The organism is Caulobacter sp. SSI4214 (assembly GCF_012184455.1).
Lineage (GTDB): Bacteria > Pseudomonadota > Alphaproteobacteria > Caulobacterales > Caulobacteraceae > Caulobacter > Caulobacter vibrioides_E.
This window is the reverse complement of the sequence record NZ_SZWJ01000033.1, coordinates 18,855-44,837: the sequence shown is the minus strand read 5'-3', so window position 1 is coordinate 44,837 and position 25,983 is coordinate 18,855. Positions and strand designations below refer to the sequence as shown.

26 protein-coding genes and 2 pseudogenes are annotated in these 25,983 nt (G+C 68.5%); 10 read left to right on the top strand and 18 right to left on the bottom strand.

Features of this window, described 5'->3' with window-relative positions:
• A pseudogene (locus FCU40_RS11835) lies at window positions 1-392 on the bottom strand (hypothetical protein); the annotation flags it as partial.
• A gap of 24 nt (window positions 393-416) precedes the next feature.
• On the opposite strand from FCU40_RS11835, the gene FCU40_RS11830 reads away from it, so the two are divergent.
• The 4 genes from FCU40_RS11830 to FCU40_RS11815 all read left to right on the top strand — a co-directional run bounded on the left by FCU40_RS11830 (window position 417) and on the right by FCU40_RS11815 (window position 3,885).
• Complete coding sequence (locus tag FCU40_RS11830) at window positions 417-1,982, top strand: cytochrome ubiquinol oxidase subunit I (protein WP_168075107.1); 1,566 nt, start codon at window positions 417-419, stop codon at window positions 1,980-1,982.
• 14 nt (window positions 1,983-1,996) lie between these two features.
• The gene (gene cydB / locus FCU40_RS11825; protein ID WP_168075105.1) at window positions 1,997-3,148 is read left to right on the top strand and encodes a cytochrome d ubiquinol oxidase subunit II; all 1,152 of its coding nucleotides are present in this window, start codon (window positions 1,997-1,999) and stop codon (window positions 3,146-3,148) included.
• 19 nt (window positions 3,149-3,167) lie between these two features.
• Window positions 3,168-3,287, top strand: coding sequence for a cytochrome bd-I oxidase subunit CydX (gene cydX / locus FCU40_RS11820; protein WP_004616215.1), 120 nt, complete (start codon window positions 3,168-3,170; stop codon window positions 3,285-3,287).
• Between the two features lie 145 nt (window positions 3,288-3,432).
• Window positions 3,433-3,885 carry a chemotaxis protein CheW gene (locus FCU40_RS11815; RefSeq protein ID WP_004616214.1) on the top strand — a complete coding sequence of 151 codons (453 nt, stop codon included), beginning with the start codon at window positions 3,433-3,435 and terminating at the stop codon, window positions 3,883-3,885.
• A 230-nt stretch (window positions 3,886-4,115) separates the two neighbouring features.
• Here FCU40_RS11815 and FCU40_RS11810 read toward each other — a convergent pair whose 3' ends face one another.
• From FCU40_RS11810 to FCU40_RS11785, 7 genes are all read right to left on the bottom strand, one after another.
• Entirely contained in the window at window positions 4,116-4,685 is a 570-nt protein-coding gene (locus FCU40_RS11810) for a DUF3035 domain-containing protein (protein WP_004616211.1), read from the bottom strand.
• Between the two features lie 97 nt (window positions 4,686-4,782).
• Entirely contained in the window at window positions 4,783-5,280 is a 498-nt protein-coding gene (gene lspA, locus FCU40_RS11805) for a signal peptidase II (RefSeq protein ID WP_004616210.1), read from the bottom strand.
• 142 nt (window positions 5,281-5,422) lie between these two features.
• Window positions 5,423-8,332, bottom strand: a complete 2,910-nt coding sequence (gene ileS, locus FCU40_RS11800) for an isoleucine--tRNA ligase (protein WP_168075103.1) — start codon at window positions 8,330-8,332, stop codon at window positions 5,423-5,425.
• Between the two features lie 79 nt (window positions 8,333-8,411).
• Window positions 8,412-8,456 (bottom strand): hypothetical protein, encoded by a 45-nt coding sequence (locus FCU40_RS23100; RefSeq protein WP_175582077.1) that lies wholly within the window; start codon window positions 8,454-8,456, stop codon window positions 8,412-8,414.
• A 163-nt stretch (window positions 8,457-8,619) separates the two neighbouring features.
• On the bottom strand, window positions 8,620-9,561 hold the full coding sequence (locus FCU40_RS11795) for a bifunctional riboflavin kinase/FAD synthetase (protein ID WP_004616207.1): 942 nt from the start codon (window positions 9,559-9,561) through the stop codon (window positions 8,620-8,622).
• A complete protein-coding gene (locus tag FCU40_RS11790) occupies window positions 9,561-9,986 on the bottom strand; it encodes a MaoC family dehydratase (protein ID WP_168075101.1) in 426 nt (141 codons plus the stop codon). Before FCU40_RS11790 ends, FCU40_RS11795 begins: the two co-directional genes overlap by 1 nt.
• Before the next feature lie 28 nt (window positions 9,987-10,014).
• Window positions 10,015-10,875 carry a TIGR01459 family HAD-type hydrolase gene (locus tag FCU40_RS11785; protein ID WP_168075100.1) on the bottom strand — a complete coding sequence of 287 codons (861 nt, stop codon included), beginning with the start codon at window positions 10,873-10,875 and terminating at the stop codon, window positions 10,015-10,017.
• Window positions 10,876-11,048: 173 nt separating this feature from the next.
• On the opposite strand from FCU40_RS11785, the gene FCU40_RS11780 reads away from it, so the two are divergent.
• Entirely contained in the window at window positions 11,049-11,615 is a 567-nt protein-coding gene (locus tag FCU40_RS11780) for an NnrU family protein (protein ID WP_168075099.1), read from the top strand.
• A 122-nt stretch (window positions 11,616-11,737) separates the two neighbouring features.
• Here the strand turns inward: FCU40_RS11780 and FCU40_RS11775 are convergent, their stop codons facing one another.
• The 3 genes from FCU40_RS11775 to FCU40_RS11765 all read right to left on the bottom strand — a co-directional run bounded on the left by FCU40_RS11775 (window position 11,738) and on the right by FCU40_RS11765 (window position 14,764).
• Window positions 11,738-12,439 (bottom strand): 2OG-Fe(II) oxygenase, encoded by a 702-nt coding sequence (locus tag FCU40_RS11775; protein ID WP_168075098.1) that lies wholly within the window; start codon window positions 12,437-12,439, stop codon window positions 11,738-11,740.
• Window positions 12,436-13,161: a methylated-DNA--[protein]-cysteine S-methyltransferase gene (locus tag FCU40_RS11770; RefSeq protein ID WP_168075097.1), complete on the bottom strand. Its 726-nt coding sequence runs from the start codon at window positions 13,159-13,161 to the stop codon at window positions 12,436-12,438. Before FCU40_RS11770 ends, FCU40_RS11775 begins: the two co-directional genes overlap by 4 nt.
• 328 nt (window positions 13,162-13,489) lie before the next feature.
• Window positions 13,490-14,764, bottom strand: coding sequence for an EAL domain-containing protein (locus tag FCU40_RS11765; RefSeq protein WP_194246539.1), 1,275 nt, complete (start codon window positions 14,762-14,764; stop codon window positions 13,490-13,492).
• Between the two features lie 189 nt (window positions 14,765-14,953).
• Here FCU40_RS11765 and FCU40_RS11760 point away from each other — a divergent pair, with 189 nt between their 5' ends.
• The 4 genes from FCU40_RS11760 to FCU40_RS11745 all read left to right on the top strand — a co-directional run bounded on the left by FCU40_RS11760 (window position 14,954) and on the right by FCU40_RS11745 (window position 17,890).
• Window positions 14,954-15,277 (top strand): FeoA family protein, encoded by a 324-nt coding sequence (locus tag FCU40_RS11760; RefSeq protein ID WP_004616192.1) that lies wholly within the window; start codon window positions 14,954-14,956, stop codon window positions 15,275-15,277.
• A gap of 85 nt (window positions 15,278-15,362) precedes the next feature.
• On the top strand, window positions 15,363-17,207 hold the full coding sequence (gene feoB, locus FCU40_RS11755; RefSeq protein WP_168075109.1) for a ferrous iron transport protein B: 1,845 nt from the start codon (window positions 15,363-15,365) through the stop codon (window positions 17,205-17,207).
• A gap of 49 nt (window positions 17,208-17,256) precedes the next feature.
• Window positions 17,257-17,526 carry a hypothetical protein gene (locus tag FCU40_RS11750; RefSeq protein ID WP_168075095.1) on the top strand — a complete coding sequence of 90 codons (270 nt, stop codon included), beginning with the start codon at window positions 17,257-17,259 and terminating at the stop codon, window positions 17,524-17,526.
• Window positions 17,510-17,890: a type II toxin-antitoxin system VapC family toxin gene (locus FCU40_RS11745; RefSeq protein WP_168075094.1), complete on the top strand. Its 381-nt coding sequence runs from the start codon at window positions 17,510-17,512 to the stop codon at window positions 17,888-17,890. Before FCU40_RS11750 ends, FCU40_RS11745 begins: the two co-directional genes overlap by 17 nt.
• 2 nt (window positions 17,891-17,892) lie before the next feature.
• Here the strand turns inward: FCU40_RS11745 and FCU40_RS11740 are convergent, their stop codons facing one another.
• The 6 genes and pseudogenes from FCU40_RS11740 to epmA form a co-directional block, all read right to left on the bottom strand.
• Window positions 17,893-18,771, bottom strand: a complete 879-nt coding sequence (locus FCU40_RS11740) for a 3-hydroxybutyryl-CoA dehydrogenase (protein WP_004616184.1) — start codon at window positions 18,769-18,771, stop codon at window positions 17,893-17,895.
• 164 nt (window positions 18,772-18,935) lie between these two features.
• Window positions 18,936-19,970 carry a lysine-2,3-aminomutase-like protein gene (locus FCU40_RS11735; protein WP_168075093.1) on the bottom strand — a complete coding sequence of 345 codons (1,035 nt, stop codon included), beginning with the start codon at window positions 19,968-19,970 and terminating at the stop codon, window positions 18,936-18,938.
• 65 nt (window positions 19,971-20,035) lie between these two features.
• Window positions 20,036-20,737 carry a VIT family protein gene (locus FCU40_RS11730; RefSeq protein ID WP_004616179.1) on the bottom strand — a complete coding sequence of 234 codons (702 nt, stop codon included), beginning with the start codon at window positions 20,735-20,737 and terminating at the stop codon, window positions 20,036-20,038.
• 78 nt (window positions 20,738-20,815) lie between these two features.
• On the bottom strand, window positions 20,816-21,202 hold the full coding sequence (locus FCU40_RS11725) for a TerB family tellurite resistance protein (RefSeq protein ID WP_168075092.1): 387 nt from the start codon (window positions 21,200-21,202) through the stop codon (window positions 20,816-20,818).
• Window positions 21,199-21,475: pseudogene (locus FCU40_RS11720) on the bottom strand (hypothetical protein). The gene FCU40_RS11725 and the pseudogene FCU40_RS11720 overlap by 4 nt, the downstream one beginning before the upstream one ends.
• A 128-nt stretch (window positions 21,476-21,603) precedes the next feature.
• The gene (gene epmA / locus FCU40_RS11715) at window positions 21,604-22,659 is read right to left on the bottom strand and encodes an EF-P lysine aminoacylase EpmA (protein WP_168075090.1); all 1,056 of its coding nucleotides are present in this window, start codon (window positions 22,657-22,659) and stop codon (window positions 21,604-21,606) included.
• Between the two features lie 111 nt (window positions 22,660-22,770).
• On the opposite strand from epmA, the gene efp reads away from it, so the two are divergent.
• Entirely contained in the window at window positions 22,771-23,337 is a 567-nt protein-coding gene (gene efp, locus FCU40_RS11710) for an elongation factor P (protein ID WP_004616172.1), read from the top strand.
• Window positions 23,338-23,483: 146 nt separating this feature from the next.
• Here the strand turns inward: efp and FCU40_RS11705 are convergent, their stop codons facing one another.
• Window positions 23,484-25,970, bottom strand: a complete 2,487-nt coding sequence (locus FCU40_RS11705; RefSeq protein WP_168075088.1) for a TonB-dependent receptor — start codon at window positions 25,968-25,970, stop codon at window positions 23,484-23,486.
• Window positions 25,971-25,983 lie beyond the last annotated feature (13 nt).

Here is a 25,983-nt window from a genome sequence, read left to right as displayed (position 1 = left end):
GTCTCCCGCGCCGCCTGGGCGCCGGCCGAGGCGGCCAGCAGCGACAATCCGCCGCGCAGGGCGCTAGCGGCCAGGACGAGGCCCAGCCAGACGGCCAGCGCGCCCGGACCCTTGCGCTCGGCGATGGCGTCGACCCCGAAGGCGAGGCCCGCGGCGAAGCCGATCGCGGCCGCGCCGTCCATCAGGACCCACAGCCCGGCCCGGCGAGCGGCGGGGCCGCCCAGCCGCGCGGTCCTGGTCAACCAGGCCTTGGCCTCGTGTTCGGAATTCAACTGTGCTGTGACGGCGCCCATGGGCAGAGTGTAGGGTGGCGGCGTCTCCGGTCCTTGATGCTGATCAAGGACTGGGTGGTCGCACGGGTCTAGAGCGGGGCTCTCGGTCGATGCGATCATTGGCCGTTCGTCTCGGAGTTGTCCATGGACCCCGCCGTCATAGACCTATCGCGCCTCCAATTCGCGCTCACCGCTCTCTACCACTTTTTGTTCGTGCCCCTGACCCTGGGGCTCTCCTTCATGCTGGTCATCATGGAGAGCATCTATGTGATGACCAAGCGCCCGATCTGGCGAACCGTCACGCGCTTCTGGGGCGTGCTGTTCGGGATCAATTTCGCCATCGGCGTCGCCACCGGCATCACGATGGAATTCCAGTTCGGCATGAACTGGTCCTACTACTCGCACTATGTCGGCGACATCTTCGGCGCCCCGCTGGCGATCGAAGGGCTGATGGCCTTCTTCCTGGAAGCGACCTTCGTCGGCCTGATGTTCTTCGGCTGGGACAAGCTCAGCCGCGTCGGCCACCTGGCGGTGACCTTCTTGACGGCCCTGGGCACCAACCTGTCGGCGCTGTGGATCCTGGTCGCCAACGGCTGGATGCAGAACCCGATGGGCGCGACCTTCAACCCCGACACCATGCGCATGGAGGTCTCCAGCTTCCGCGACGTGCTGTTCAACCCGGTGGCCCAGGCCAAGTTCGTCCACACCGTCAGCGCCGGCTACGTGATCGCCGCGGTGTTCGTGCTGGGGATCTCGGCGCTCTATCTGCTGCGCGGCAAGTACGTGGCGGTGGCCAAGCGGTCGATGACCGTCGCGGCCGCGTTCGGCCTGGCCTCGTCGTTGTCGGTCGTGGTGCTGGGCGACGAGAGCGGCTACGCCCTGACCGATAACCAGAAGATGAAGCTGGCGGCCCTCGAGGCCATGTGGAACACCGAGCCCGCGCCCGCCGGCCTGACCGCCTTCGGCATTCCCGACCTGAAGACGCGCACCACCCATAACGAGATCAAGATCCCCTATGTGCTGGGCCTGATCGCCACGCGCAGCGTCGACAAGCCGGTCGAGGGCATCTTCCAGCTGGTGGCCAAGGCCCAGACGCGGATCGAGTCGGGCGTCGTCGCCTATGGCGCGCTGGAGACCCTGAAGGCCAATCCCAAGGACATGGCCGCCCGCGCCACCTTCGAGGCCCATCGCCGCGACCTCGGCTACGCCCTGCTGCTGAAGCGCTATGTCGCCGATCCGCGCCAGGCCTCGCCCGACCTGATCAAGAAGACGGCCTGGGACGTGGTGCCGCCGGTGCCGGTGATGTTCTGGTCCTTCCGCGTCATGGCGGGGGTCGGCTTCCTGATGATCGCCCTGTTCGCCACGGCCTTCCTGCTGGTCACCCTGCGCAAGCATGACACCAAGTGGTTCCTGGTCCTGGCCGTGGCCGCCCTGCCGCTGCCGTGGCTGTCGGCCGAGCTGGGCTGGGTGCTGGCCGAGATGGGCCGCCAGCCCTGGGCGGTGGACGGCGTGCTGCCCACCTTCCTGGGGGCCTCCAGTCTCTCGGTCCCGCAGCTGCTGATCAGCATCACGGCCTTCACCCTGCTCTACGGGGCGCTGGCCGTGGTCGAGATCGGCCTGATCGTTCGCACCATCAACAAGGGGCCGTTCGCCAAGCACGACCCCGTCCCCGGCGGCTCGCTCCCCGAGCCCGAACCGGCCGTGGCCTAAAGGAGCGCATAGTCATGGAACTTCCCCTCGACTACGCCACGCTGCGCGTCATCTGGTGGGCGCTGGTCGGCGTGCTGCTGATCGGCTTCGCCTTGACCGACGGCTTCGACATGGGCGTCGGCGCCCTGCTGCCCTTCGTCGCCAAGACCGACGAGGAGCGCCGGATGGTGATCAACACCGTCGGCGCGACCTGGGAGGGCAACCAGGTATGGTTCATCCTGGGCGGCGGCGCGATCTTCGCGGCCTGGCCGTTCGTCTACGCCGTCAGCTTCTCGGGCTTCTACCTGGCCATGTTCGTGGTGCTGGCGGCGATGATCATGCGGCCGGTCAGCTTCAAGTACCGGTCCAAGCGGCCCAATCCGCGCTGGCGGTCGTTCTGGGACTGGGGCCTGTTCGTCGGCGGCTTCGTGCCGGTGCTCTGCTACGGCGTGGCCCTGGGCAACGTGCTGCAAGGCGCGCCCTTCCGCCTGGATGGCGACCTGCGGGCCTTCTACGACGGCGCGTTCATCGCCCTGTTCTCGCCGTTCGCCCTGCTGTGCGGCCTCCTGTCGGTGGCCATGCTGGTGCTGCATGGCGCGGCCTGGATCACCATCAAGGCCGAGGAGGGCCCGGTGACCGAGCGCGCCCGCCTGTTCGGCGAGATCGCGGCCCTGGCCAGCATCGTGCTGTTCGCGGCCGGCGGCTTCTGGGTGGCGTTCGGCGGCATGGGCTTCCGGATCGACGGCCTGGCCGACGCGGCCGGACCCTCCAACCCGCTGCGCGGCGTCGCCGCCGTCCGCGCGCCCGGCGCCTGGCTCGACAACTATGGCCGCCACGCCTGGATGATGGCCGCTCCGGTGCTGGGCTTCGCCGGCGCGGCCCTGGCCCTGGCCGGCCTCCGGTTCAACAAGGCCTGGGCGGCGTTCACCGGCTCGTCGGCCTCGGCCGCCGGGATCGTCGGAACGGTGGGTCTGTCGATGTTCCCGTTCATCCTGCCCAGCTCGATCGACCCGCGCTCCAGCCTGACGGTGTGGAACGCCTCGTCCAGCCACATGACCCTGTTCATCATGCTGGTCGTGACCGTGGTCTTCCTGCCGCTGATCCTGGCCTACACGGCCTTTGTCTACCGGGTGCTGTGGGGCCGCAGCACCACCGGCGCCCTGGCCACCAACCCCGATCTCTACTGATCCGAAGGAAACGACTCCCATGTGGTACTTCACCTGGATCCTGGGCCTGGGTCTGGCCGTCGCCTTCGGCGTGCTGAACGGCGTCTGGTACGAGTTCAACCTCGCCGACGACGGCGACGAGGGCCTGGACGAGGCTTGAGACTCATTGTGGGCGGAACGCGACAATTCGGCGCGCTCCGCCCATCTCAGCCTTAACGCTTGTTAAAGGACGATCGGGCTCTTCTAGGGACCGACCAACGCCAGACCGCTGTTCTGGTCCGTTCATTCGACCCGGGACCTTCGCCATGACCGACAACACCGCGCCCGCTCTGGAATTGATCTCGTTCTGCATCGGCGAGCAGGAGTTCTGCATCGACGTGAAGACCGTCCGCGAGATCCGCGGCTGGACGCCCGCCACCCCGATCCCGCACGCCCCGGCCTATATGCGCGGCGTCATCAATCTGCGCGGCGCGATCATGCCGGTCATCGATCTGCGCAATCGCCTGGGCCTGGGCGTCACCATCCCCGAGACCCGCCACGTGATCGTGGTCGTCGAGTGCCAGGACCGCCTGGCGGGCATCCTGGTCGACGCCGTGTCCGAGACCTTCACCGTGCCGCGCGAAAGCCTGCAGCCGGCGCCGGACGTCGGCGTCGAGGAGCTGCGCTACATCCAGGCGATCATCTCGATGGAAAACCGCCTGATCACCTATCTGCGGATGGACGACGTGTTCCCCGCCCACATCCGCGAAGCGGCCTGATCCGAGATCGAACCGACGGCGGGCCTTGACCCGCGCGGTTGATCGCCGGTCGCGCTAAAAACAACGGCCCGGAAGCATCGCCTCCGGGCCGTTCTGTATCTCAGGCTAGAGCGTGATAGCCGAAAGTGTGAGCGGTTTCGGCGGTTATCACGCTCTAAATGTTTGATTTAGAGCCTTATTTTTCCGCTCGAATGATTCCATTCGAGCGGATAAGGCTCTAAGGCCAGCCCTTACAGGCCCGGAAGCTTAATGCCGGTCTTCTTTTCGCGGGTGATGACCACGCCGCCCGTGCCGACCAGCTTCTTGAGGCGGGCCTCCTCGGCGGCGGCGTCGACCTCGACCGGGGCGTTGGCGCCCGAGGCGGCGGCGGTGGCCACCGTGGTCTTGGACTGGCCCTTGCGCCAGAACATCACCTTCTGGGCGAAGCTCTCGTCCTTGTGGGCCAGGTCGCCGTTCTCGTCGTCGACCACGAAGCGGATCAGCGGATCGGCTTTTTCGGAGCCGGCGCGGGCGACCAGCAGCTTTTCGCCTTCCGAGCGGTTGGCCGCGTTGCTCTGGCCGATCAGGGCGGCGCGAGCGGCGCTTTCCGGCTGCAGCTCCTGCGGGCGCGGCTCGCCGGGCGCCGGCGGGCGCAGGGCGTAGTCCGGCGGCACGGCCAGCGGGGCCTTGCTGACCACGCGGAATTCGTCGGGGACCACCTTGCTCATGCCCAGAGCCTTCTGGGCCGAGGTGCAGCCGGACAGCGCGATAGCGGCCACGGCGGTCAGGGCGCTCACGGTCGCGACCCGATTGAAACTCATCAAACCATGCTCCAGCAGGCCGACCCCCGGCCCAAATTTCGGACGCTCTCGATACGACATCCTCGCGCGGGCGCCAATCTCCCACGCGAATGCGGCGTCATTCGGTCTGGTGGGACAGCTTGCTTTCCTCGCCCAGGAAGCTGTCGAGCAGCAGCAGCGCTACGCCGACCGAGATGCCGGAGTCGGCGACGTTGAACACCCAGGGGAAATAGAGTCGCGAGACGTCGATGAAATCGACGACGTAGCCGTACAGCACCCGGTCGATCAGGTTGTTGCCGATCGCCCCGCCGATGATCATGCCGACGCCCAGGGCCGGCAGAAGCTTGGTCATCTTGCGGGCCCAGATGGACAGGCCCACTGCCACGACGAGCGAGAAGCCGATCAGCAGCCAGCGGCCCCAGTCTCCGTTCCGCAGCAGGCCAAAGCTCATGCCGTAATTATGGACCATGGTCAGGTGGACCGGCCCCAGCAGCGGCAGGCTGGCCCCCTGCTCGCGGCCCAAGAGGCCCAGGATCCAGAGCTTGGACGCCTGGTCCAGCACGACCGTAGCGGCGGCGACGGCGTAGGCGATCCAGCCGAGGCGGGTGATTTTCAAGCGCGTCGTCCCCCGTTCTGAAATCCTCTCCCAGAGGGAGAGGAGGGACCCGCCGCCTGGGCGGCGGGAGGTGAGGGGTTACGCCGACGGCCGGCCTATCCCCTCACCCCTGCCCCTCTCCCCATGGGAGAGGGAGATTTCCTTAGCCGTGCGTCGCGTCCCAATAGGCCACGGCGTCGGCGTCGCGAAGGCTAAGCTCCGGATAGCGCGGATCGGTTCCGACCTCCGGCAGGATGCGCCACGAGCGGGCGCACTTCTTGCCTTCGGCCTTGTTCGGATCGACCGACACGCCCTTGACCTCGTCGATGCGGAACGCGCCGGCGTCGCCGGCCGTCAGGGTCGCGGCCGAGGTTCGGAACACCTCGGCGGCGTCCAGGCCCTCGAAGGCGGCCAGCAGCTCGGGATCGGCGACATGCACGACCGGCGCGGCCTCCAGGGCCGAGCCGATGCGCTTTTCGCGGCGCTCGACCTCCAAGGCGCCCATGACGACGCTGGTGACGGTCTCGACCTTGGCCCAGCGGGCGGCCTCGGCGTCGTTGCGCCAGGCGTCGACGCGCTCGGGGATGACCCGCAGCGCCACCGGACCCGCCTCGGGGAAGCGCGTCACCCAGGCTTCTTCCATCGTGAAGCTGGCCAGCGGGGCCAGCCAGATGGTCAGGCGGTTGAACACCTCGTCCAGCACCGTGCGATAGGCCCGGCGCTTCAGGGCGTCGGGGCGGTCGCAATAGAGGCTGTCGCGGCGGACGTCGAAGTACAGAGCCGACAGGTCGCCCTGGCAGAACTCGATCAGCGGCCGGATCACGTCGCTGAAGCGATAGGCCTCGTAGGCGGCCTTCACCTGGCCATCCAGCTCCCAGAGGCGGTGCAGGATGTACTTCTCCAGCGGCGGGAAGTCGGCGTAGTCGGTGACGCGCTCTTCCTCGGTGAAGCCGGCCAGGGCCCCCAGCAGGTAGCGCATGGTGTTGCGCAGCTTGCGATAAGCGTCGGTCGTGGTGGCCAGGATCGTCTTGCCGATCCGCTGGTCCTCCGAATAGTCGACCATGGCCGCCCACAGGCGCAGGATCTCGGCGCCGGACTCCTTGGTGATCGCCTGCGGCTCGATCGTGTTGCCCTTGGACTTGGACATCTTCTCGCCGTTCTCGTCCATGGTGAAGCCATGGGTCAGGACGGCCTTGTACGGCGCGCGGCCGCGCGTGCCGGAGCCTTCCAGCAGCGAGGACTGGAACCAGCCGCGGTGCTGGTCCGAGCCTTCCAGATAGAGGTCGGCCGGCCAGTGGCTGTCTTCGCGGCCCTCGATCGTGAAGGCGTGGGTGCAGCCGCTATCGAACCAGACATCCAGGATGTCGGTGATCTTCTCGTATTGGGCCGGGTCGTGATGGCCCAGGAATTCGCTGTCGGGGCGCGTGAACCAGGCGTCGGCGCCGCCCTCGCGGATGGCGTCCAGGATCCGGGCGTTGACCTCGGGGTCGTTCAGCGGGTGGCCGGTCGCCTTGTCCACGTACATGGCCAGCGGCGTGCCCCAGTTGCGCTGGCGGCTGATCAGCCAGTCGGGTCGGGTCTCGACCATGGCGCCGATCCGGTTGCGGCCGGCCTCGGGGTGGAAGGCGGTGTCGGCCAGCGACTGGACCGCGACCTCGCGCAGGGTCTTGCCGCCCAGGCTGTCCACGGCGTGGTCCATGCGGATGAACCACTGCGGGGTGTTGCGGAAGATCACCGGGGCCTTCGAGCGCCAGCTGTGCGGATAGCTGTGCTCGACCCGGCCGCGCGCCAAGAGGTTGCCGGCCTCGATCAGCTTCTCCATGACCGCGCCGTTGGCGGGCCCGAACTTGCCGACCTTCTTGCCTTCGGTTTCGAGGACCTTCAGGCCCGCGAACAGCGGCACGTGCGGATAGTAGGCGCCGTCGGGGTCGACGGTGTCGGGGATCTCGCGGTGGCCGTGGGCCAGCCAGACCTGGTAGTCGTCGGCGCCGTGGCCCGGGGCGGTGTGGACGAAGCCGGTGCCGGCGTCGTCGGTGACGTGGTCGCCGGCCAGCATCGGCACCGCGAAGCCGTAATGGCTGTCGAGGTCGGCCAGCGGGTGGGCCAGCACCATGCCTTCGCAGTCGACGGCCTCAACGGTTTTCCAAGACGCGACCTTGGCGGCCTTGAAGACGTCGGCCGCCAGCTTGTCGGCGATGATCAGGCGGTCGCCCGGCTTGGCCCAGGGCTCGAACTCGAGACCTTCCTCCAGCGCCGTCACCTCAAACACAGAGTAGGGGATGTCGGGGTTGTAGGAGACCGCGCGGTTGGCCGGGATGGTCCAGGGCGTCGTGGTCCAGATCACCAGCTTGGCGCCGACGGCGGCGTCCGAGCCTTGCGTGACCGGGAACTTCACCCAGATCGTCGGCGAGACGTGGTCGTGGTACTCGATCTCGGCGTCGGCCAGGGCCGTGCGCTCGACCGGGCTCCACATCACCGGCTTGGAGCCGCGATAGAGCTGGCCGCTGGCCAGGAACTTGTGGAACTCGGCCACGATCGTGGCTTCCGACGAGAAGTCCATCGTGGCGTAGCGGTTCCACCAGTCGCCCAGCACGCCCAGGCGCTGGAACTCGGTCTTCTGGGCCTCGATCCACATGCCGGCATAGGCGCGGCATTCGCGGCGGAACTCCTCGGCCGGGACCTCGTCCTTGCGGCGGCCTTGGCTACGGAACTTCTCCTCGATCTTCCACTCGATCGGCAGGCCGTGGCAGTCCCAGCCGGGCACGTAGTCGACGTCGTAGCCGAGGGCGAAGCGCGACCGGACCACGAAGTCCTTCAGCGTCTTGTTCAGGGCGTGGCCGATGTGGATCGCGCCGTTGGCGTAGGGCGGGCCGTCGTGCAGCACATAGAGCGGGGCCTTGTCGGCCTGGCGACGGCTGCGGATCGCGCCGTACAGGCCCTTGGGCGACAGGGCGGCCCAGCCCTCCAGGATCTCGGGCTCCTTCTTGGGCAGGCCCGCGCGCATCGGGAACGGGGTGTCGGGAAGGAAGACGGTTTCGCGATAGTCGCGGGCGGTCGTGGCGTCGTCGGCCATGGAAAGGTGTCCGGCTTTGAAAAGGTGTCGGAAGAGAGGGCGGGAAAACCCGGCGCGCGCTGGAAATCGTCCGGCGGCGTCACGCCGGGCGGATAATTCGCGAAATCTTCCGAACGAAACTCATGGCGTTGGGGATAGCAGAGGGTTGGCGGCAAGGCCAGAGCCTGCCCCCTCCACCGGCTTCGCCGGTCCCCCTCCCCCAAAAGGGGGGAGGAGAGATCTCTCCGCCACCCTCCTGGGGGCGGACAGACCTCGCGGCGCGAGGTCAGGTGGGGGAGAATGCTGAGTCAGAACCCCGGCGCCACGATCGCCCGCGCGGTCTGCTCGTCGCGGCGGATCTGCTCGATCATCAGCTCCAGGCTGTCGAACTTCAGCTCGGGGCGCAGGAAGGCGATCAGGTCGGTTTCGATGACCTGGCCGTAGAGGTCTTCGTCGAAATCGAACAGCCAGGTCTCCAGCCGGGTCTCGACCTCGCCGGTGGTCGGGTTGTTGCCGAGGTTGGCGACGCCGGGAACCTCGCGGCCGTCGGGCAGGCGGGTGCGGGTGGCGTAGACGCCGAGCTGGGGGACCACATAGTCCTCGACCTCGACATTGGCGGTGGGGAAGCCCAGCTGGCGGCCCAGCTGCTGGCCGCGCCGGACCACGCCCTCGATCGCGAAGGGCCGACCCAGGATGTGCGCCGCCCGCTCGGGCCGACCGTCGCGCAAGGCGACGCGCACGCTGGTCGAGGAGAACTTCTCGCCGCCGTCCACGCCCACCGGCTCGGCCACGGAGACGGTGAAGCCGTACTCGTCGCCATAGGCCTTCATCAGCTCGGCGCTGCCCGAGCGGCCCCGGCCGAACGAGATGTCGAAGCCGACGGCGACGTGTTTCACGCCCAGGCCCTGGACCAGAACCTTCTCGACGAATTCGCGGTCGCCGAAGCTGGCCATCTCGAAGTCGAACGGCAGCAGATACAGAAGGTCGACGCCCAGCCCGCCCAGCGCCCGGGCCTGCTGGCCGTGGGTCATCAGCTTGAAGGTCGGTTCGGTCGGACGGAACAGGCGGCGCGGGTGCGGGTCGAAGGTGACGACGCCCAGCGGCGCGTGGGTGGCCAGCGCGGCCTTGGCGGCCTGGGCGATCACCTGCTGGTGGCCGCGATGCACGCCGTCGAAATTGCCCAGCGCCACGGCGGCGCCGCGCTCTTCGGCGGGGAGGTTCTTCCAGGCGTTGACGGTCTTCAGGGGCATCAGGCGGCCTTGCGTGGAACCATGACCACGGCCTCGCCGTCGACCACCGCCTTGCCGTTGACCGTGCAGACGGTGGAGAGGGTGACCTGGGCCTTGGTCTCGTTGATCTCGGTGATGGTGACTTGCGCGGTGACCTCGTCGCCGATCTTGACCGGGCGCTTGAACTTCAGCGCCTGCGACAGATAGATCGCGCCGGGGCCGGGCAGGGTGGTGCCCAGCACCGCGGAAATATAGCCGGCCGACAGCATCCCGTGGGCGATGCGCTGGCCAAAGCTGGTCGTGGCGGCGTAGGCGGCGTCCAGGTGCACCGGATTGGTGTCGCCGGTCACCTGCGCGAACGCGACGATATCGGCCTCGGCGACCGCGCGCGTCAGCGACGCCGACTGGCCGACGCTCAGCTCTTCCAGAAACTTGCCCTGCATCACCCTATCCCCTTGTTCTTGGCCGCGCCGATCACCAGACCAGGTCGGCGATCGCGTGGGTCGCGCCCACCGCCTCGGCGTCCAGCAGCGCGTGGACCGCGTCGGGCTCCAGTCGGCCATCCGGCCCGATCGCCTTGTCGCCATGGATGCCCTTGGCGACGAACAGGCAGGCCAGCTTCTGGTCGTGGGCGCCCTTGACGTCGGTGATGACCCCGTCGCCGATGCATAGCACGCGGGCGCGATCGACCGGCCGGCCCAGCAGCTCGGCCGCCTTGGCCATGGCCAGGTCGTAGATCGCGCCATAGGGCTTGCCGGCCATCTCGACCTTGCCGCCCAGGCTCTCATAGAGGTCGGCCAGGGCGCCGGCGCAGAAGATCAGGCGGTCGCCCCGCTGAACCACCCGGTCGGGATTGGCGCAGATGAACGGCAGGCCCCGGCCGGCCGCGACCGTCAGGCGGTCGCGATAGTCCTCGGGGACCTCGGTCTCGTCCTCGTAGAGGCCCGAGCACAGGATGAAGTCGGCGTCCTCGGGACCGGCCAGGGTCAAGTCGAAGCCGGCCCACAGCGGCCCGTCGCGTTCGGGGCCGATCTTCCAGACCTTGGCGCCCCGGTGCGGCTCGAGCAGCGCCCGGGTCGCGTCGCCCGAGGTGACGAAACCTTGCCAGGCCGAGCGCGGCACGGACAGGCCGTCCAACTGGGCGACGACGTCGTAGGACGGCCGCGGCGAGTTCGAGATCAGCACGACCGGCCCCTGGGTCCGCCCCCATTGGGTCAGGGCCTCGCAGGCGTCCGGATAGCTTCGGACCCCGTTGTGGATCACGCCCCAGACGTCGCACAGCACCACGTCGTAGCGGTCGGAGAGGGCGGAGAGGCCGTCGGGAAAGTCCATCATGACTGGGCGGTACCGGTCGCGAGCGGGAGCGTCAACAGGCGCCCTCCAGATCAACTCAGATCGGAAAGGGTTCTAGGCGTCTGGCCGTCCCGGCGCCAGTCAGGCCGCCGCGCGCCGGCTTTCGGAGATCGTTGTTCCGTGATTATTCTCCGCGTGAAGAGGGGGAGGGGCTGATGACGATTCTGATCCTGGGGCTGGTCGTGTTCCTGGGCGTCCACTCGGCGCGGATCCTGGCCGGGCCGTTCCGCGACGCCCAGGCCGCCGCCAATCCGAAGCGGTGGAAGGGGCTCTATTCGCTAGCCTCGGGGCTGGGCTTCGTCCTGATCATTGTCGGCTGGATCCAGTTCCGCCCGGCCGCGCCGCGACTTTACGATCCGCCCGCCTGGGGGCGTCACGCGACCATGGCCCTGGTCTGGATCGCCTTCGTGCTGCTGGCCGGCGCGAACGGACCGGTCGGCCGGATCAAGGCGACGGTGCGCCATCCGATGCTGCTGGGCGTGATCCTCTGGTCGACCGGCCACCTGCTGGCCAATGGCGACCAGGCCTCGACCCTGCTCTTCGGATCGTTCCTGGTCTGGGCCGTGATCGACCTGTTCGCGGCCGTGAACCGCAAGGAGCCCGCGCCGGTGGCGACGAAACCGATCGCGGACCTGATCGCGCTGGCGGCGGGGACGGGACTTTATCTGGTGTTCGTGTTCTTCCTGCATCGCCTGCTGTTCGGCGTGTCGCCGCTGGGGTGAGTTTGCTCCCCCGCTATGCGGGGGAGCTGCCGCGGAGCGGCTGAGGGGGCCAATGCGGTAGGGGTCCAGCTCGCCCCCTCCGGCCCTCCGGGCCACCTCCCCCGCGCTGCGGGGGAGGAAGACTACGTCGCGTCGTGAAAGATCACGCCCAGCGTCCTGCGTCGTCCGCCGCGCACCGCGCTGACCCCGTGACGCAGCACCCGGCGATGGACGCCGCGCGCGCCGGGCGCCGGGCGCTCGCGCACCGCGAAGATCACGCCTTCGCCCTGTCTCAGTGGGACGACCGCCGGCGCCGACTGCTGCCTTGGCCGCTGCTCGACGATCACGAACTCGCCGCCGTCGAAGTCGCGGCCCGGCTCGTCCAGCAGGAACGCCGCCTGCAGCGGAAAGACATGCTCGCCATAGAGGTCCTGGTGCAGGCAGTTGTAGTCGCCCGGGCCGTAGGTCAGCAGCAGGGGCGTGGGCCGCGCCTGCCCGGCGTCGCGGCAGCGGGTTAGCATCGCGTCCAGGCTCTCGGGGAAGCGGCGCGTCTCGCCCAGCTGTTCGGCCCAGCGGTTGGCGATCGCCGACAGCGGCCCGTACAGCCCCTGCCGCAGCCGCTGGACGACCTCCGGCAGGGGATAGCTGAAATACTTGTACTCGCCGCGCCCGAAGCCGTGGCGGGCCATGACCACCCGGCTCCGAAAGCCCTCGTCGCGCGGATAGAGGTCCGCGATGGCGGCGCAGGTCTCGGGCTTCAGCAGCGGGCCGGTCAGGGCCCAGCCGCGATCGTCCAGCTCGGTGGCGATGCGGGTCCAGTCCAATCTGGCTTGGGCGAGGCTCACGCCGCTTCCCGCGCCAGGAGGGCTCGCTTGCGCTCGACGCCCCAGCGATAGCCGGAGAGGCTCCCATCGGCGCGGACGACACGGTGGCACGGCGTGATCACCGCCAGCGGATTGGCGCCGCAGGCCTGGGCCACCGCTCGGAAGGCGCCGGGACGGCCGACGGCCTTGGCGATGTCGGCGTAGGAGGCCGTCCGGCCGGCTGGGATCTGGCGCAGGGCGGCCCAGACGGCCTGCTGCAATTCGGTCCCCCGGGTGTCGATCGGCAGGGTGAGGCGGCGGTCGGGATGGTCGATCAGGTCGGCGACGGCCTCGAGCTCGGCGGTCAGGCCTTCCGCGTCCGGGACGATGCGGGCGCGCTTGAAACGCGCTTCCAGGTCGGCCCGCAGCGCCTCGACGTCGTCGCCCAGGATCACCAGGCGCAGGCCGGCCTCCGAGCGGGCGACGAGGGCCAGGCCCAGGCTGGTGCTGGTCACCGCCCAGCGCAGGGTCTCGCGGTCGACATCGGGCTGGCAGCGCAGGCAGGCGCGCAGGCCGGCGGCGCGGGCGGCCTCGCGGGTGGCGTGGAAGTCGACGTTCTTGCGCAGCGGACGGCCGCCGCAGCTGGCGACGCAATAGACGCCCGTGGTGCGCACGCCGATATAGAAAGCGCCCTCGGCGGCGCGGTCCTTGGCCCGCAGGGCGGCCCAGCGGGCGTCGTCGTTCGGGTAGGTCGGAGCGGTCATGAGGATTGATCTCCTTTCGTAGGAGACGATGCGCCAGGCTTCGGGCCGGGTCATTCCGATGCTTGCGGTCCGACGCCGGAAACGGTCAGCAGGCTGCGTTGGTAGAAGCCGCGCCACCGCCGCCTCCACTTTCCCGTCATCCCGCGCTTCATGCGCGGGACCCATGGTTCAGCTTCTACGTGAGGGCGTAAGATCGCACTTCACCAGCAGCGGACATATGGGTCCCGCGCATGAAGCGCGGGATGACGGATGAGGAGGCGTGACCCCCAAAAACGAGAGGGCCGCCGCGATCGCCGCGACGGCCCTCTTGCTTGCTTGTCCGTGGGCCTTACCAGCCCACGGCCCGGCGACGCAGCGCGCCGCGAATGAAGTCCTGCGGCGGCTCGGCCTCGGCCAGGACGGCGTCGCGGATGGCGCGCGGCTCGCCGAACAGGTGGCCCTGGCCGTAGCCGATATCGAGATCCAGGATCTCGGCGATCTGCTTCTCGGCCTCGACCTTCTCGACGATGACCTCGATGCCGTAGCGACGGGTCAGGGCGGCGAAGTCGCTGGCGTTCAGGTCGGGCAGCGAGGTGATGACCAGCTTGCCGTCCTGCTCTTCCAGCTGGTCCAGCATCATCTGGGCGCCGACCTTCAGGTATTTCACGTCGGCGCGGGCCAGGTCCTGGAAGTCGAGATCCAGGTCGTTGACCTTGTCCAGGCTGAAGCTGAAGCCCAGGCCGGCCAGGCGGGCCATGTGGCGGGCCTCGACGGGACCCCGGCGCTCGAACGCCGCCTGGCCCAGCTCGAAGATCACCGCCCCGGCCAGGTCCTTGTTGCCCTGCATGAACTCCAGGAACTGCGGGAAGAACGTCTCGTCGCCCAGGCTGGCCAGCGAGATGTTGCAGAAGATCCCGACCTTGCGGTCCTGCTTGGCCAGCCGCCGCACGATCTGCACGCAGCGGAACAGCAGGAGGTTGTCGATGGCCGTCATCAGGCCTTCCGGCTCGGCCACGGCCAGATATTCGGCGGGCATCATGACGCGGCCGGCCTCGTCGCGCAGCCGCGAGAAGCTCTCGTAGAAGACCGTGCGGCGCTGGGGCAGGCTGACGATCGGCTGCAGGTAGAGATCGACGCGGTTCTCGGCCAGGGCGTCCTGCACCACCTGCAGCATGTGGCTGGCGTGCGGCGCGCGCTCGCGGCCCAGGCTGGTGTGGCGGGCCGACGCGGCGGCCACCTGATGGCTCAGCTGATGCTCCAGCCGGTCGTTCATCTGCTGGATCAGGTCTTCCAGCTGGTGGACCTCGGTCGACAGGGCCTCGGAGCGACGCTGGGCGTCCTGGGCGACCGACTCCACCAGGTCGGTGACGCGCGCGTCGACCTTCTCGATCTGGTCCAGCAGGATGGCGTGGGCCTCGCGCACGGTCTCGATCTCCAGGCGCAGGCCGCCGCCCATGAAGGTCTGAGAGATCAGGCCGTGAAAGGCGAAGCAGAGCCCCAGCGCGCCGATGAACGCCGAAAGACCGACAGCCGGCGTCGCCCCCGTCCTCCAGAGGAGGAGCGCGACGATCAAGGCCAGGCTGAGATACCCGCCCGTCCAGAGCGCGAACGTCAGTTTACGCATGTTTCGCCTACACGAATCGATACGGACAATCAGACCGGTCCGCGCGGCGGGAGTCGAATAGATTAACGCGCCTGCGCCATTCCGTCTCAAGACCCTGAATGGATTCAAACATATCGTACTTCAGTAGGATCCCTGAATCGACATTGGCGGCTTCGACTGATAATCGTTCGCAATCCGATCGGAGCCATTATGTCCGAAGCGTTCGCTTTGTCCCCTGATTTCAACTCGGCCGAGAGCCGCGCGGAGGTCCCGCGCTCGTTGGGCCTGGCCCGGCGCGGCGATCGCGGGGTGATCGTGAAGGTTACCGGCGTGTCGGGCGCGGCCGAGGCGATCGACGCCCAGGAACTGGAGCGCCGCCTGCTGGAGATGGGCTTCGTCGAGGGCGCGCGGATCGAGGTGCTGCACGAGGGCCTGTTCGGCCGCGACCCGATCGCCGTGCGCGTCGACGACACCCGCGTGGCGCTGCGCCGCCGCGAAGCCGGCGCGGTCGCCGTGAAGTTCGACGGACGCTAAGATCTTGGCTCTCGACACGCCTGTTCGTCAGGATCCTGGCCTTGCTTCCTCCGATCCCAAGGCGTCGGACGCCGCGCCGGCCCGCATCGCCCTGGTCGGTAATCCCAACTCCGGCAAGACCGCCCTTTTCAACGCCCTGACCGGCAGCCGCCAGAAGGTGGCCAACTATGCCGGCGTCACGGTCGAGCGGAAGGAAGGCGTGCTGACCACGCCCGCCGGCCGCCAGATGCGCGTGCTCGACCTGCCGGGCACCTATTCTCTGCGCGCCCGCAGCCCCGACGAGGTCGTCACCCGCGACGCGGTGCTGGGCCGGCTGGCTGGCGAGGCCGCGCCCGAGGCCCTGATCTGCGTCGCCGACGCCACCAACCTGCGGCTGGTCCTGCGCCTGGTGCTGGAGCTGAAGCGGGTGGGGCGGCCGTTCGTCCTGGCCCTCAACATGTACGACATCGCCCAGCGCCAGGGCCTGCGCATCGATTTGGAGCGGCTGTCCCGCGAGATCGGCGCGCCGATCGTCACCACCGTGGCGACCCGCAAGCGCGGCCTGCCCGAGCTTCTGGAACAGGTCGAGCGCCTGGTCGCCCCGCGCGGCGACGCCGTCGACAGCGTCTGGCGCGAGCCCAGCGCGGCCGAGATCCGCGCGGCCCACGCCGAGGCCCAGCGCATCTTCAAGGCCTGCGTGAAGCCGCCCGAGCGGCCCGACACCATGACCGGCAAGGTCGACGGGGTTCTGCTGCACCCGGTCGCGGGCCTGGCCATCCTGCTGACCCTGCTGTTCGTCATGTTCCAGGCGGTGTTCACCTGGGCCAAGATCCCGGCCGACGCCATGGACCACATGTTCGGCGCCTTCGGGGCCTGGACCGCCGCCCACCTGCCTCCGGGGCTTCTGGCCAGCTTCGTCTCGGACGGCCTGATCGCCGGGGTCGGCAGCGTGCTCGTGTTCCTGCCGCAGATCCTGATCCTGTTCTTCTTCATCCTGATGCTGGAGGACAGCGGCTACATGGCCCGCGCGGCCTTCCTGATGGACAAGATCATGGGCGGGGCGGGCCTGCACGGCCGGGCGTTCATCCCGCTGCTGTCCAGCTTCGCCTGCGCCATTCCCGGCATCATGTCGACGCGGGTGATCGACAACCGCCACGACCGGCTGACCACCATCCTGGTCGCGCCGCTGATGACCTGCTCGGCGCGGATCCCGGTCTATGGCCTGATCATCAGCGCCTTCATCCCGCCGCGCACGGTCTATGGCGTCCTGTCGCTGCAAGGCCTGGTGATGTTCGGCCTCTACGCCGCCGGCATCGTCAGCGCCCTGCTGGTCTCGTTCGTGATCCGGCGGGTCTTCTGGCGCGGGGCGGTCGAGCCCTTCATGATGGAGCTGCCGACCTATCGCTGGCCCGAGCCGCGCAATCTGCTGATGAACCTCTGGACCCGCGCCCGGATCTTCCTGGAGCGCGCCGGTCGGATCATCCTGCCGCTGATGGTGCTGGTCTGGGTGCTGTCGACCTTCCCCTATCCGCCGCCCGGCGCGACGGGACCGGCCATCGACTACAGCATCGCCGGCCGTATCGGCCATCTGGTCGAGCCGCTGATGCGGCCCATCGGCTTCAACTGGCAGATGACGGTGGCCCTGGTGCCGGGCTTCGCGGCGCGCGAGGTGGCGGTGGCGACCCTGGGCACGGTCTACGCGGTGGGCGGCGACGCCGACTCCCACGCCGCGCTCAGCACCTTGTTGCAACACCAGTGGTCGCTGGCCACGGCCCTGTCGTTCCTGGCCTGGTACGTCTTCGCCCCGCAGTGCGCGGCGACCCTGGGCGTGGTCAAGCGCGAGACCAACGGCTGGCTGTGGCCGTCGGTGATGTTCGCCTACATGCTGACGCTGGCCTACATCGCCTCGTTCGTCACCTACCACGTGGCCGTGGCGCTGGGAGCGGGGTAGGGGCTAACGCCAAGGTTGTTCTTCTTATGTTCCGTGCTATGCTGGGGGCATGATCGAACTCGACGTGAACGCCCCTGATGCGCGCGATCGTCTCCTAGCCCATCTGGAGGGTGGCGAGGAGGTTCGGTTGACGCGTGATGGCGTGGTCGTGGCCATCGCCAAGCCGGTCAACGCCGCCACGAAGACCAAGCGTGTCTTGGGCGTCTGGGATCATCTGGGACTAGACCTGCCCGAAGACCTGTTCATTGGGCCGGACGCGGACACCTTGGCCGGTGTCGATGGTCCGCTGTTTCCGGGCGACGATGAAGCTGCTGCTTGATACCCATGCCCTGGTCTGGGTGCTGGCCGCGTCGTTCCGGCTGCCCGCGCGCGTCGTTGGGCTGCTGGAGGACCGCGCCAACGCCGTGAGCGTCAGCGCCGCCTGCGCCTATGAAATCGAATTCAAGCGCGCCCGTAGCGCCGAGATCGCGCGCCTGCCCGCCGATCTCGAAGACGCCGCCCTGTCGCTGGGGTTCGAATGGATGCCGATAGGCGCGCGTCACGCGGTCACGGCGGGACGCTTGCCGCGCCAACACGGGGATCCTTTCGATCGGCTGATCGCGGCCCAGGGATTGGTCGAGAACGCGACGGTGGTGACCCGCGACCCTCTCGTGGCGGCCTACGGAGTCCCCACCGTCTGGTAGCCCTACCGCGTCGGGACCGGCGTCTCGCCGCGATAGTCGTAGAAGCCGCGGCCGGTCTTCTTGCCCAGCCAGCCGGCCTCGACATACTTCACCAGCAGCGGGCAGGGGCGGTACTTGCTGTCGGCCAGACCCTCGTGCAGCACGTTCATGATGCTTAGCACGGTGTCGAGACCGATAAAGTCGCCCAGCTCCAGCGGGCCCATCGGATGGTTGGCGCCCAGCTTCATCGCCGTGTCGATGGCGTCGACCGTGCCGACCCCTTCGTACAGCGTGTAGATCGCCTCGTTGATCATCGGCACCAGCACGCGGTTGACGATGAAGGCGGGGAAGTCCTCGGCGTTGCTGGTGATCTTGCCCAGCGACTTGGCGAAGGCCACGGCCGTCTCGTAGGTCGGGACGTCGGTGGCGATGCCGCGGATGATCTCGACCAGCTTCATCAGCGGGACCGGGTTCATGAAGTGCAGGCCGATGAAGCGCTCGGGGCGGTCGGTGGCCGAGGCCAGGCGCGTGATCGAGATCGACGAGGTGTTCGAAGCCAGCAGCGTGCCGTCCTTCAGGTGCGGCTGCAGGCTGCGGAAGATCGACTTCTTGATCTCCTCGTTCTCGGTGGCCGCCTCGATCGCCAGGTCGGCGGCGCCGACGGCTTCCAGGCCCTCGGCCGGCTGGATGCGGGCCAGCGCGGCCTTCATGGCGGCGTCGTCGATGATTCCGCGGCCCACCTGGCGCGCCATGTTCTTCTCGATGACGGCGATGCCCGCCTCGATGCGCTCGCGCGACACGTCGTGGAGACGCACGTCATAGCCGCCCAGGGCGACGACATGCGCGATGCCCGACCCCATCTGGCCGGCGCCGATCACGCCGACCGTCTTGATTTCACTCATGAACGCCAAGCCTTCGCTTGAAATCGCGCCGGGCCTTCGCGCCCACGCCTCGGTATGTGTCGACTTTTCTAGCACGAGAAACAGGGCTCTCGTCTAGGATTTGCTGCAATGCAACGCGAAGCGCGGCCGCAACCCCTTGCGGGGCTTGGATCTCGGCCTCTCCGTCAGGCTCGCGGCGGATAGACGCGGACGACGCCGTTCGGATCCTCGACCCCGGTTTCCGTCAGATAGTCGGGGCCGACCGGAACCTTGCCGTGGCCGCCGGGGATATCCAGCACATAGGTCGGCTGGGCCAGGCCCGACAGGGTTCCGCGCAGGGCCTTCATGATCGCCTGGCCCTCGGCCAGGGTGGTGCGCAGATGGGCGGTGCCGGGCGCATGGTCGCCATGATGCAGGTAATAGGGGCGGATGCGCGTCTCGACGAAGGCCCGCATCAGCGCGGCCAGCGTCGTCGGGTCGTCATTGACCCCCCGCAGCAGGACGGTCTGGCTCAGCATCGGAACCCCGGCGTCGATGATCCGGGCGCAGGCGGCCCGAGCGGCCGGCGTCAGTTCGCGGGCGTGGTTGGCGTGCAGGGCGACATAGACTGCCTTGGTCGAGCGCTTGAGCGCGGCGACCAGCGCCTCGGTCACCGCGTCGGGATCCACGGCGGGGACGCGGGTATGGAAGCGGACGATCTTGACGTGGTCGATCGCCTCCAGCCGGTCCATCAGTTCGGCTAGGCGGCGGGGCGACAGCACGAACGGATCGCCGCCGGTGACGATGACCTCCCAGATCTCCGGTCGGCCGGCGATATAGGCGAAGGCGGCGTCCAGCTGGGCGGGGGTCAGGTTGGCCAGGCCCTCGGGCCCGACCATCTCGCGCCGGAAGCAGAACCGGCAATAGACCGCGCAGGTGTGGGTCGGCTTGAGCAGCACCCGATCGGGGTAGCGATGGACGATTCCATCCACAGGGCTGTGGATATTGTCGCCGATCGGGTCGCCGTCCTCGCCGGGACTGACGACCAGCTCCTCGGACGCGGGGATGAACTGGCGGGCGATCGGATCGTCGTCGTCCGCGCCGTCGATCAGCGTCGCCATCGCCGGCGTGATCGCCACCGCGTAGCGGGCGGCCACCGTCTCCAGCGCCGGCAGGCGCTCGGGCGGCACGAGTCCGGCCTGGGCCAGGGACCGTGCGTCACGGAGGGTCTTGGAGGTCATGAGGCGGCGGGATATGCGGGATTTCCGGCCGGGACGCAAATTTCAGCGCCTGGAGCCCCTTGGCTTTAGACGACGGCTCCGAAGAGCTTGCCGATCAGGGCCGTCGCGGCCAAGGCGAGCGCGCCCCAGAACATCACCCGCAGCATGGGCTTCAACGGCTTGGCGCCGCCCGCCCACGCTCCCAGGGCGCCCAGCACGGCGAGAAAGACCAGGGTGGCGATCGAGACGGCCGGCATGATCGCCGCCTGGGGCGCCAGCATCGAGACCGCCAGCGGCATGGACGCGCCCACCGCGAAGGTGGCGGCCGAGGTGAGGGCCGCCTGGACGGGGCGGGCGCTGAGGTGCTCGGAAAGACCCAACTCGTCGCGCGCATGGGCCGCCAGGGCGTCGCCCGCGTTCAACTGGATGGCCACCTGCCGCGCGAGCTCCGGCGTCAGGCCGCGCGCGACATAGATGGCCGTCATCTCGTCCAGCTCCGCCTCGGGCTGGGTCTCCAGTTCCAAACGTTCGCGCGCGAGGTCCGCCGCTTCGCTGTCGGCCTGGGACGCCACGGAGACGTATTCGCCGGCGGCCATCGACATGGCGCCGGCCACCAGCCCCGCCGTCGCGGCCAACAGGACCGGCTCGCGCCCGGACTGGGCCGCCGCCACCCCGACGATGAGCGAGGCCGTCGAGACAATGCCGTCGTTGGCGCCCAGCACGGCCGCGCGGAGCCAGCCGATCCTTGAGACGGCGTGCCGTTCGCCGTGAGTCGAGCCATTGGCCATGCGTCGCTCCTGTCGCCGCCCCGGATAGCGCCGTTACAGGACGCTCGGCCTTGATCGCGGTCAACCTTCGCGTGGAGCCTAGAGGATGCGCGCGGGGCTGACGCCCAGCCACCGGCACAGGTCGAGGACCACCGATCGCTCGTCGGCTTCCAGTCCGCCGTCGATCGCCACCGCCGCGGCGGCGGCCGCGATCGACTCCGCCTCGGGGCGCCCCTTGAGCCGCCGGATCATCAGCTCGGCCTCGACCCAGGCCTCCTCGGGCCGCGCGGCGAAGCGCGCTTCCAGGGACTCGAACGCCTCGAGGGCCTCGTCGACGCCGACACGCGGCGCGTCCGTGGCCAGCTGGGCGACCATCTGTCGGCGCTCGTCGGGCGTCACCTGGCCGTCGATCTGCGCGATCAGAAGGCAGGCGGCGACGAAGGCCTCCAGACGCTCCCGGTCGCTGGGTTCGCGCGCGGCGTTCATCGCCAGCGCGCCGCCGTCGCGTTCATCTCGAGGATCCAGAGTTGCTCCTTGAGCCGTTCGCGGCGCAGGTCCCAAAGGCGAACCAGGCTCCGGTCGGGCTCGGGTTTGCGCGCTTCCTCGTACAGCGCGCGCGTCAGCCGAGCGATCTCGGCGCGCAGTTGTCGGGCGTTCAACAGGGTCAAGGCGTGCGCTCCTCCATCAGAGGGGCGCGCTCGACGGCGGGGCGGGGAAGGCGGGGAGGGGACATCCGCCAGGACCCGGCATCGAGCGCACCCGATGCGGTCCGACATCACGTTCGACGAGGGGTGTCGAAAACGCCAGAGGGGCCCGGCCCGCTTTCTGGATTTGGGCGGCGCTCACCGGGTCTCAAGAGGGGTGCGCGAAATTTTTTCGTCGGCGCGTCAGCCGGCCACGGGCGTCCAGAGCACGTCCTCGATCCGCCGCGCGCCGGCGGCCAGCAGCGCCAGGCGGTCGAAGCCCAGGGCCGCGCCCGAGGCTTCCGGCATGTGCGCCAGGGCGGCCAGGAAGTCTTCGTCGATCGGGTATCGTTCGCCGTAGATCCGCGCCTTTTCGTCCATCTCGATCCTGAACCGGCGGCGCTGTTCGGCCGGGTCGGTCAGTTCGCCAAAGGCGTTGGCCAGCTCGACGCCGCAGGCATAGAGCTCGAAGCGCTCGGCCACGCGCGGATCGTCGGCCTTGGGGCGGGCCAGGGCCGCCTCCGAGATCGGATATTCGCACAGCACCGTCGCGCGGCCCTCGCCCAGGCGGGGTTCTACCTTCTCGACGATGATCCGGCTGAAGATGTCGGCCCAGCCGTCGTCCTCGGCCACGCGGATCCCGGCCGCGCGGGCGGCGGCGGCCAGGGCGTCGCGATCCGTGGCCCCGTCGGCGGCCACGCTGGCCAAGAGGTCGACGCCGGCGTGGCGATCGAACGCCTCGGCCACGGTCAGGCGTTCGGGCTCGGCGAACGGATCGCAGGCCATGCCCCGGAAGTCGAAGCGCCGCCCGCCCGCCGTCTCGGCCGCCAGGGCCAGCAGGTCGGCGCAATCGTCCATCAGGCTCTGATAGGACTCGCCGGCCCGGTACCACTCCAGCATCGTGAACTCGGGATGATGCAGCGGCCCGCGCTCGCGGTTGCGCCACACCTTGCCGAGGCTGAAGATCTTCGTCTCGCCGGCGGCCAGCAGCTTCTTGCAGGCGAATTCCGGCGAGGTGTGCAGATAGAGCGGCGAGGCCTCGCCCGAGGTGGTCAGGGCCTGGGTGGCGAAGGCGTGCAGGTGCGCTTCGTTGCCGGGCGAGACCTGCAGGGCGGCCGCCTCGATCTCCTCGAAGCCCCGCGCCTCGAACCAGGCGCGGAAGGCCCGCGTGATCCGGTTACGCGCCAGAAGAAACGGGCGACGGTCGGCGTGGACGCCGGGGCGCCACCAGGTCGGGGAGGTATCGGACAAGGCTAACAACCGAAGAGACTGGAGATTTCGGCCCGTTCGCTATACGAGGGCGCTCACGGATCAATAGCACGAACGCGCCCGCGGCCTCGCGCGCGCTTTCCACCCAAGGACGGTAACTACGTGAAGGTCGCAGCCAGCTCGCTCCGCAAAGGCTCCGTCGTCGATCTGGACGGCAAGCTCTATGTCGTTCTGAGCGCCGAGAACATCCACCCCGGCAAGGGCACCCCGGTGACCCAGCTGAACATGCGCCGCATCTCGGATGGCGTGAAGGTTTCGGAACGCTACCGCACGACCGAGCAGGTCGAGCGCGCCTTCGTCGACGACCGCGACCACACCTTCCTGTACCAGGACGGCGAAGGCTTCCACTTCATGAACCCGGAAACCTACGACCAGCTGGTCGCCACCGAGGACGTGATCGGCGACGCCGCGCCGTATCTGCAGGAAGGCATGACCGTCATCCTGTCGACCCACAACGACGTGCCGATCGCCATCGACCTGCCGCGCACCGTGATCCTCGAGATCGTCGACACCGAACCGTCGGTGAAGGGCCAGACCGCCAGCTCGTCGTACAAGCCGGCCGTGCTGAGCAACGGCGTCAAGACGACCGTGCCGCCGTACATCACCTCGGGCACCCGGGTGGTGATCCTGACGGAAGACGGCTCCTACGTGGAACGCGCCAAGGACTAAGCGCTCCGCGGCGACGCCGAAAAGACGAAAGGCCCGACGGGAAACCGCCGGGCCTTTTTCTTGCGCTGTCCTTGTCGTTCGACAGGCCCGGGTCGGAAACCTCACCCTCGGCTTGTCGAAGGGCGAGGCTTCCGCTCTCCCCGGTTCTAGAAGTCCGCCGACAGCGTGACGAAGCCCTGGCGCGGCGGTTGCGGGAAGGCCGCGTAGCCGCCCGAGTTGCTGGTGACGCCGGCGCTCGAGACGCCCTTCTTGTCGAACAGGTTGGTGACATTGGCGGTGACGCGCAGGCCCTTGACCAGGCTGTCGGCCGGCATGTCGAAGGTGTAGCCGGCCTGCAGGTCCACCAGCATCAGGCCCTTCACCGACAGGTCGTTCAGATAGGTGACGTAGCGGCGGCCGACATAGTCGCCGCTGATCTGGGCGTCGAACTTGCCGAAGTTGAAGCGGGCGATGGTCTTGTTCATCCACTTCGGCGTCAGGGGCACGTACTTGCCGCCGGTGGCCACGGTGACCGGGGTCGAGACGCCGTTCACCAGGGTTGTGCCGCTCTGATAGTCCTGATCGTACTTCGACGAGTTGTACGACACGGCGTTGTAGAGCTGGAAGTGCTCGCCGAACTTCAGCGTGCCGGCCACGTCCACGCCCTTGGTCGTGACGCCGCCGACATTGGCCAGGATGGCCGGCGCCGGGTTGATGAAGTTGTAGGGCGCGATGTTCAGCAGGCGGTTGCTGAACTTGACGTCATAAGCGTTGATCTGGCCGTCGAAGCCGGTGATCACGCCCCAGTTCACGTCGTGGCGGGTGCGCAGGCCGGCTTCGTAGGTCCACGAGGTTTCCGGCTTCACCGTCGACTTGAAGAGGTCGAAGGCCGCCTGGGTGCCCAGGCTCCACGGCGAGAAGCCGTAGAAGCCGCTGCCCGCGCCGTAGGGGATGATCTGGCGCATGTTCTGCTGGACGTTGACGAAGATCTGCTCGTTCGGGGTCACGTCCCACAGAACGCCGACCTGCGGCAGGAACCACTTGTCCGACTTGATCGTGCCCGACGGATAGTGGACCGGCACGGCCACGGTCGGCAGGTTCTGCTGGTTGATCGGGAACTTGCCGGTGGCGTTCTGCAGGCTGGACTTGAAGCCGGCCTGCAGAAGCAGGTTCGGCGCGATCCGCCACTGGTCCTGCAGGTGCAGCTGGACGTCGTTGGTGAAGAAGGTCGCGTAGTACTGCGTGAAGGCCTTCTTGCCGCGCGGCACGTCATAGGGCGACAGGTCGTTGTTCTCGGCCGTCATCGGATACCAGACGCGGTGCTGGGCCGGCTCGTTGTGCTCGAGCCAGACGCCGCCCTTGATCTGGTGATCGCCCAGCGTCCACTCGGCCGTCGAGATCAGGCCGGGGCGGTTGATGCGATATTCGGTGGTGCGCACCGCGTAGCCGCTGCCGCCCATCAGGTTGACGATGTTCTGCAGCGTGGCCGCGCTGGTGGTCGAGCCGACGACCAGGTTCGGATAGTAGGTGGCGAACAGCCCCGGCAGGCCGGCCGTGTTGACCGGGCCCGACACGATGCCGCGGCCGAAATTGTAGTGGTAGTAGGCCTGGTTGGTCCAAGTGAAGTTCGGGACCGGCTTCCAGGCGTACTTGACGTAGGACAGGATGTCCTCGCGCTGGGCGGCGCTGAAGCAGTTCGAGAAGTTGTTGCCCTGGGCCGGGGGCGGCGTGCCCGGGCCGCCCGTCAGGTTGGCCGTGCAGCCGGCCAGGTTCGGATAGATGAAGGGGCGCGAATAGGGCGTGAAGCCCTGGGCCGCGGCGGTCTGCTGGTTGCCGAAGGCGGTCGCGTCTTCGTTGGGCTCCACCTTCATCTGCCAGTCGGCGTAGAAGGTCAGTTGGCCGTGGTCGTCGTCGTGGACGATCTTCAGGTTCACCTGGTGGCCGCGCTGATGGCCGTCGAAGTCCCAGGCCTTGGCGTCCTGGTAGACGTAGGAGATGAAGCCCTTCCAGCCATTGCCCAGATCGCCGCTGTCGGCGCGGACGAAGGTGCGGGTGGCTTCATAGCTGCCCAGGGTCTGGCGCAGGTTCAGGCCGCGCTGGGCCGACGGGTCGCGGCTGTAGGTTTCGATCGCGCCGCCCAGGTTGCTGGTCGAGGCCACGCCCAGCGAGCCGGCCCCCGACGACAGGGTCACGCGGCTGACGTTCTCGGACGTCACCGCGCGCGAGACCGACAGGCCGTTGTAGTTGCCGTAGGCCTGGTCGCCCAGCGGCACGCCGTCCATCGTGAAGCCCAGCTGCTGGGTCGAGAAGCCGTGGACGAACAGCGACAGGTTCTGCTCGTTGTTGCCCCACGGATCGGCGGTCCGATAGATGACGCCGGGCAGGAACTGGATGGCCTTCAGCGGGCTGGCGCCCGGCAGGACGCGCTGGATCTGCTCGCTCTGCATCGCCACGGCCGAGCGCGTCTCGCGCTGGCCGGTGATGACGATCTGCTCGACATTGGTCGAGTCGGTGTCGGCCGGCGTCGCCGCATCGGCGGCCGCCGGAGCGGCGGGGGCCGTGGCGGCCTGGGCGCCGCCGGCGACCAGCAGGGCCGCCAGGGCCGCGCCGCACCACAGGCGCGACTGAAGGTTGGAAATCTTGGTCGATTGCATCTTGCCTTATCCC

Bases quoted from the DNA above. Each gene is read 5' to 3' on its own strand.
- FCU40_RS11810 (WP_004616211.1), bottom strand. From the start codon at position 4,685: ATGAGTTTCAATCGGGTCGCGACCGTGAGCGCCCTGACCGCCGTGGCC.
- FCU40_RS11705 (WP_168075088.1), bottom strand. From the start codon at position 25,970: ATGCAATCGACCAAGATTTCCAACCTTCAGTCGCGCCTGTGGTGCGGC.
- FCU40_RS11725 (WP_168075092.1), bottom strand. From the start codon at position 21,202: ATGAACGCCGCGCGCGAACCCAGCGACCGGGAGCGTCTGGAGGCCTTC.
- FCU40_RS11730 (WP_004616179.1), bottom strand. From the start codon at position 20,737: ATGGCCAATGGCTCGACTCACGGCGAACGGCACGCCGTCTCAAGGATC.
- cydB (WP_168075105.1), top strand. From the start codon at position 1,997: ATGGAACTTCCCCTCGACTACGCCACGCTGCGCGTCATCTGGTGGGCG.
- FCU40_RS11770 (WP_168075097.1), bottom strand. From the start codon at position 13,161: ATGACCGCTCCGACCTACCCGAACGACGACGCCCGCTGGGCCGCCCTG.
- FCU40_RS11760 (WP_004616192.1), top strand. From the start codon at position 14,954: ATGTCCGAAGCGTTCGCTTTGTCCCCTGATTTCAACTCGGCCGAGAGC.
- FCU40_RS11785 (WP_168075100.1), bottom strand. From the start codon at position 10,875: ATGATGGACTTTCCCGACGGCCTCTCCGCCCTCTCCGACCGCTACGAC.
- FCU40_RS11815 (WP_004616214.1), top strand. From the start codon at position 3,433: ATGACCGACAACACCGCGCCCGCTCTGGAATTGATCTCGTTCTGCATC.
- cydX (WP_004616215.1), top strand. From the start codon at position 3,168: ATGTGGTACTTCACCTGGATCCTGGGCCTGGGTCTGGCCGTCGCCTTC.
- FCU40_RS11745 (WP_168075094.1), top strand. From the start codon at position 17,510: ATGAAGCTGCTGCTTGATACCCATGCCCTGGTCTGGGTGCTGGCCGCG.
- FCU40_RS11750 (WP_168075095.1), top strand. From the start codon at position 17,257: ATGATCGAACTCGACGTGAACGCCCCTGATGCGCGCGATCGTCTCCTA.
- FCU40_RS11780 (WP_168075099.1), top strand. From the start codon at position 11,049: ATGACGATTCTGATCCTGGGGCTGGTCGTGTTCCTGGGCGTCCACTCG.
- FCU40_RS11795 (WP_004616207.1), bottom strand. From the start codon at position 9,561: ATGCCCCTGAAGACCGTCAACGCCTGGAAGAACCTCCCCGCCGAAGAG.
- FCU40_RS11830 (WP_168075107.1), top strand. From the start codon at position 417: ATGGACCCCGCCGTCATAGACCTATCGCGCCTCCAATTCGCGCTCACC.
- FCU40_RS11765 (WP_194246539.1), bottom strand. From the start codon at position 14,764: ATGCGTAAACTGACGTTCGCGCTCTGGACGGGCGGGTATCTCAGCCTG.
- ileS (WP_168075103.1), bottom strand. From the start codon at position 8,332: ATGGCCGACGACGCCACGACCGCCCGCGACTATCGCGAAACCGTCTTC.
- FCU40_RS11735 (WP_168075093.1), bottom strand. From the start codon at position 19,970: ATGACCTCCAAGACCCTCCGTGACGCACGGTCCCTGGCCCAGGCCGGA.
- FCU40_RS11740 (WP_004616184.1), bottom strand. From the start codon at position 18,771: ATGAGTGAAATCAAGACGGTCGGCGTGATCGGCGCCGGCCAGATGGGG.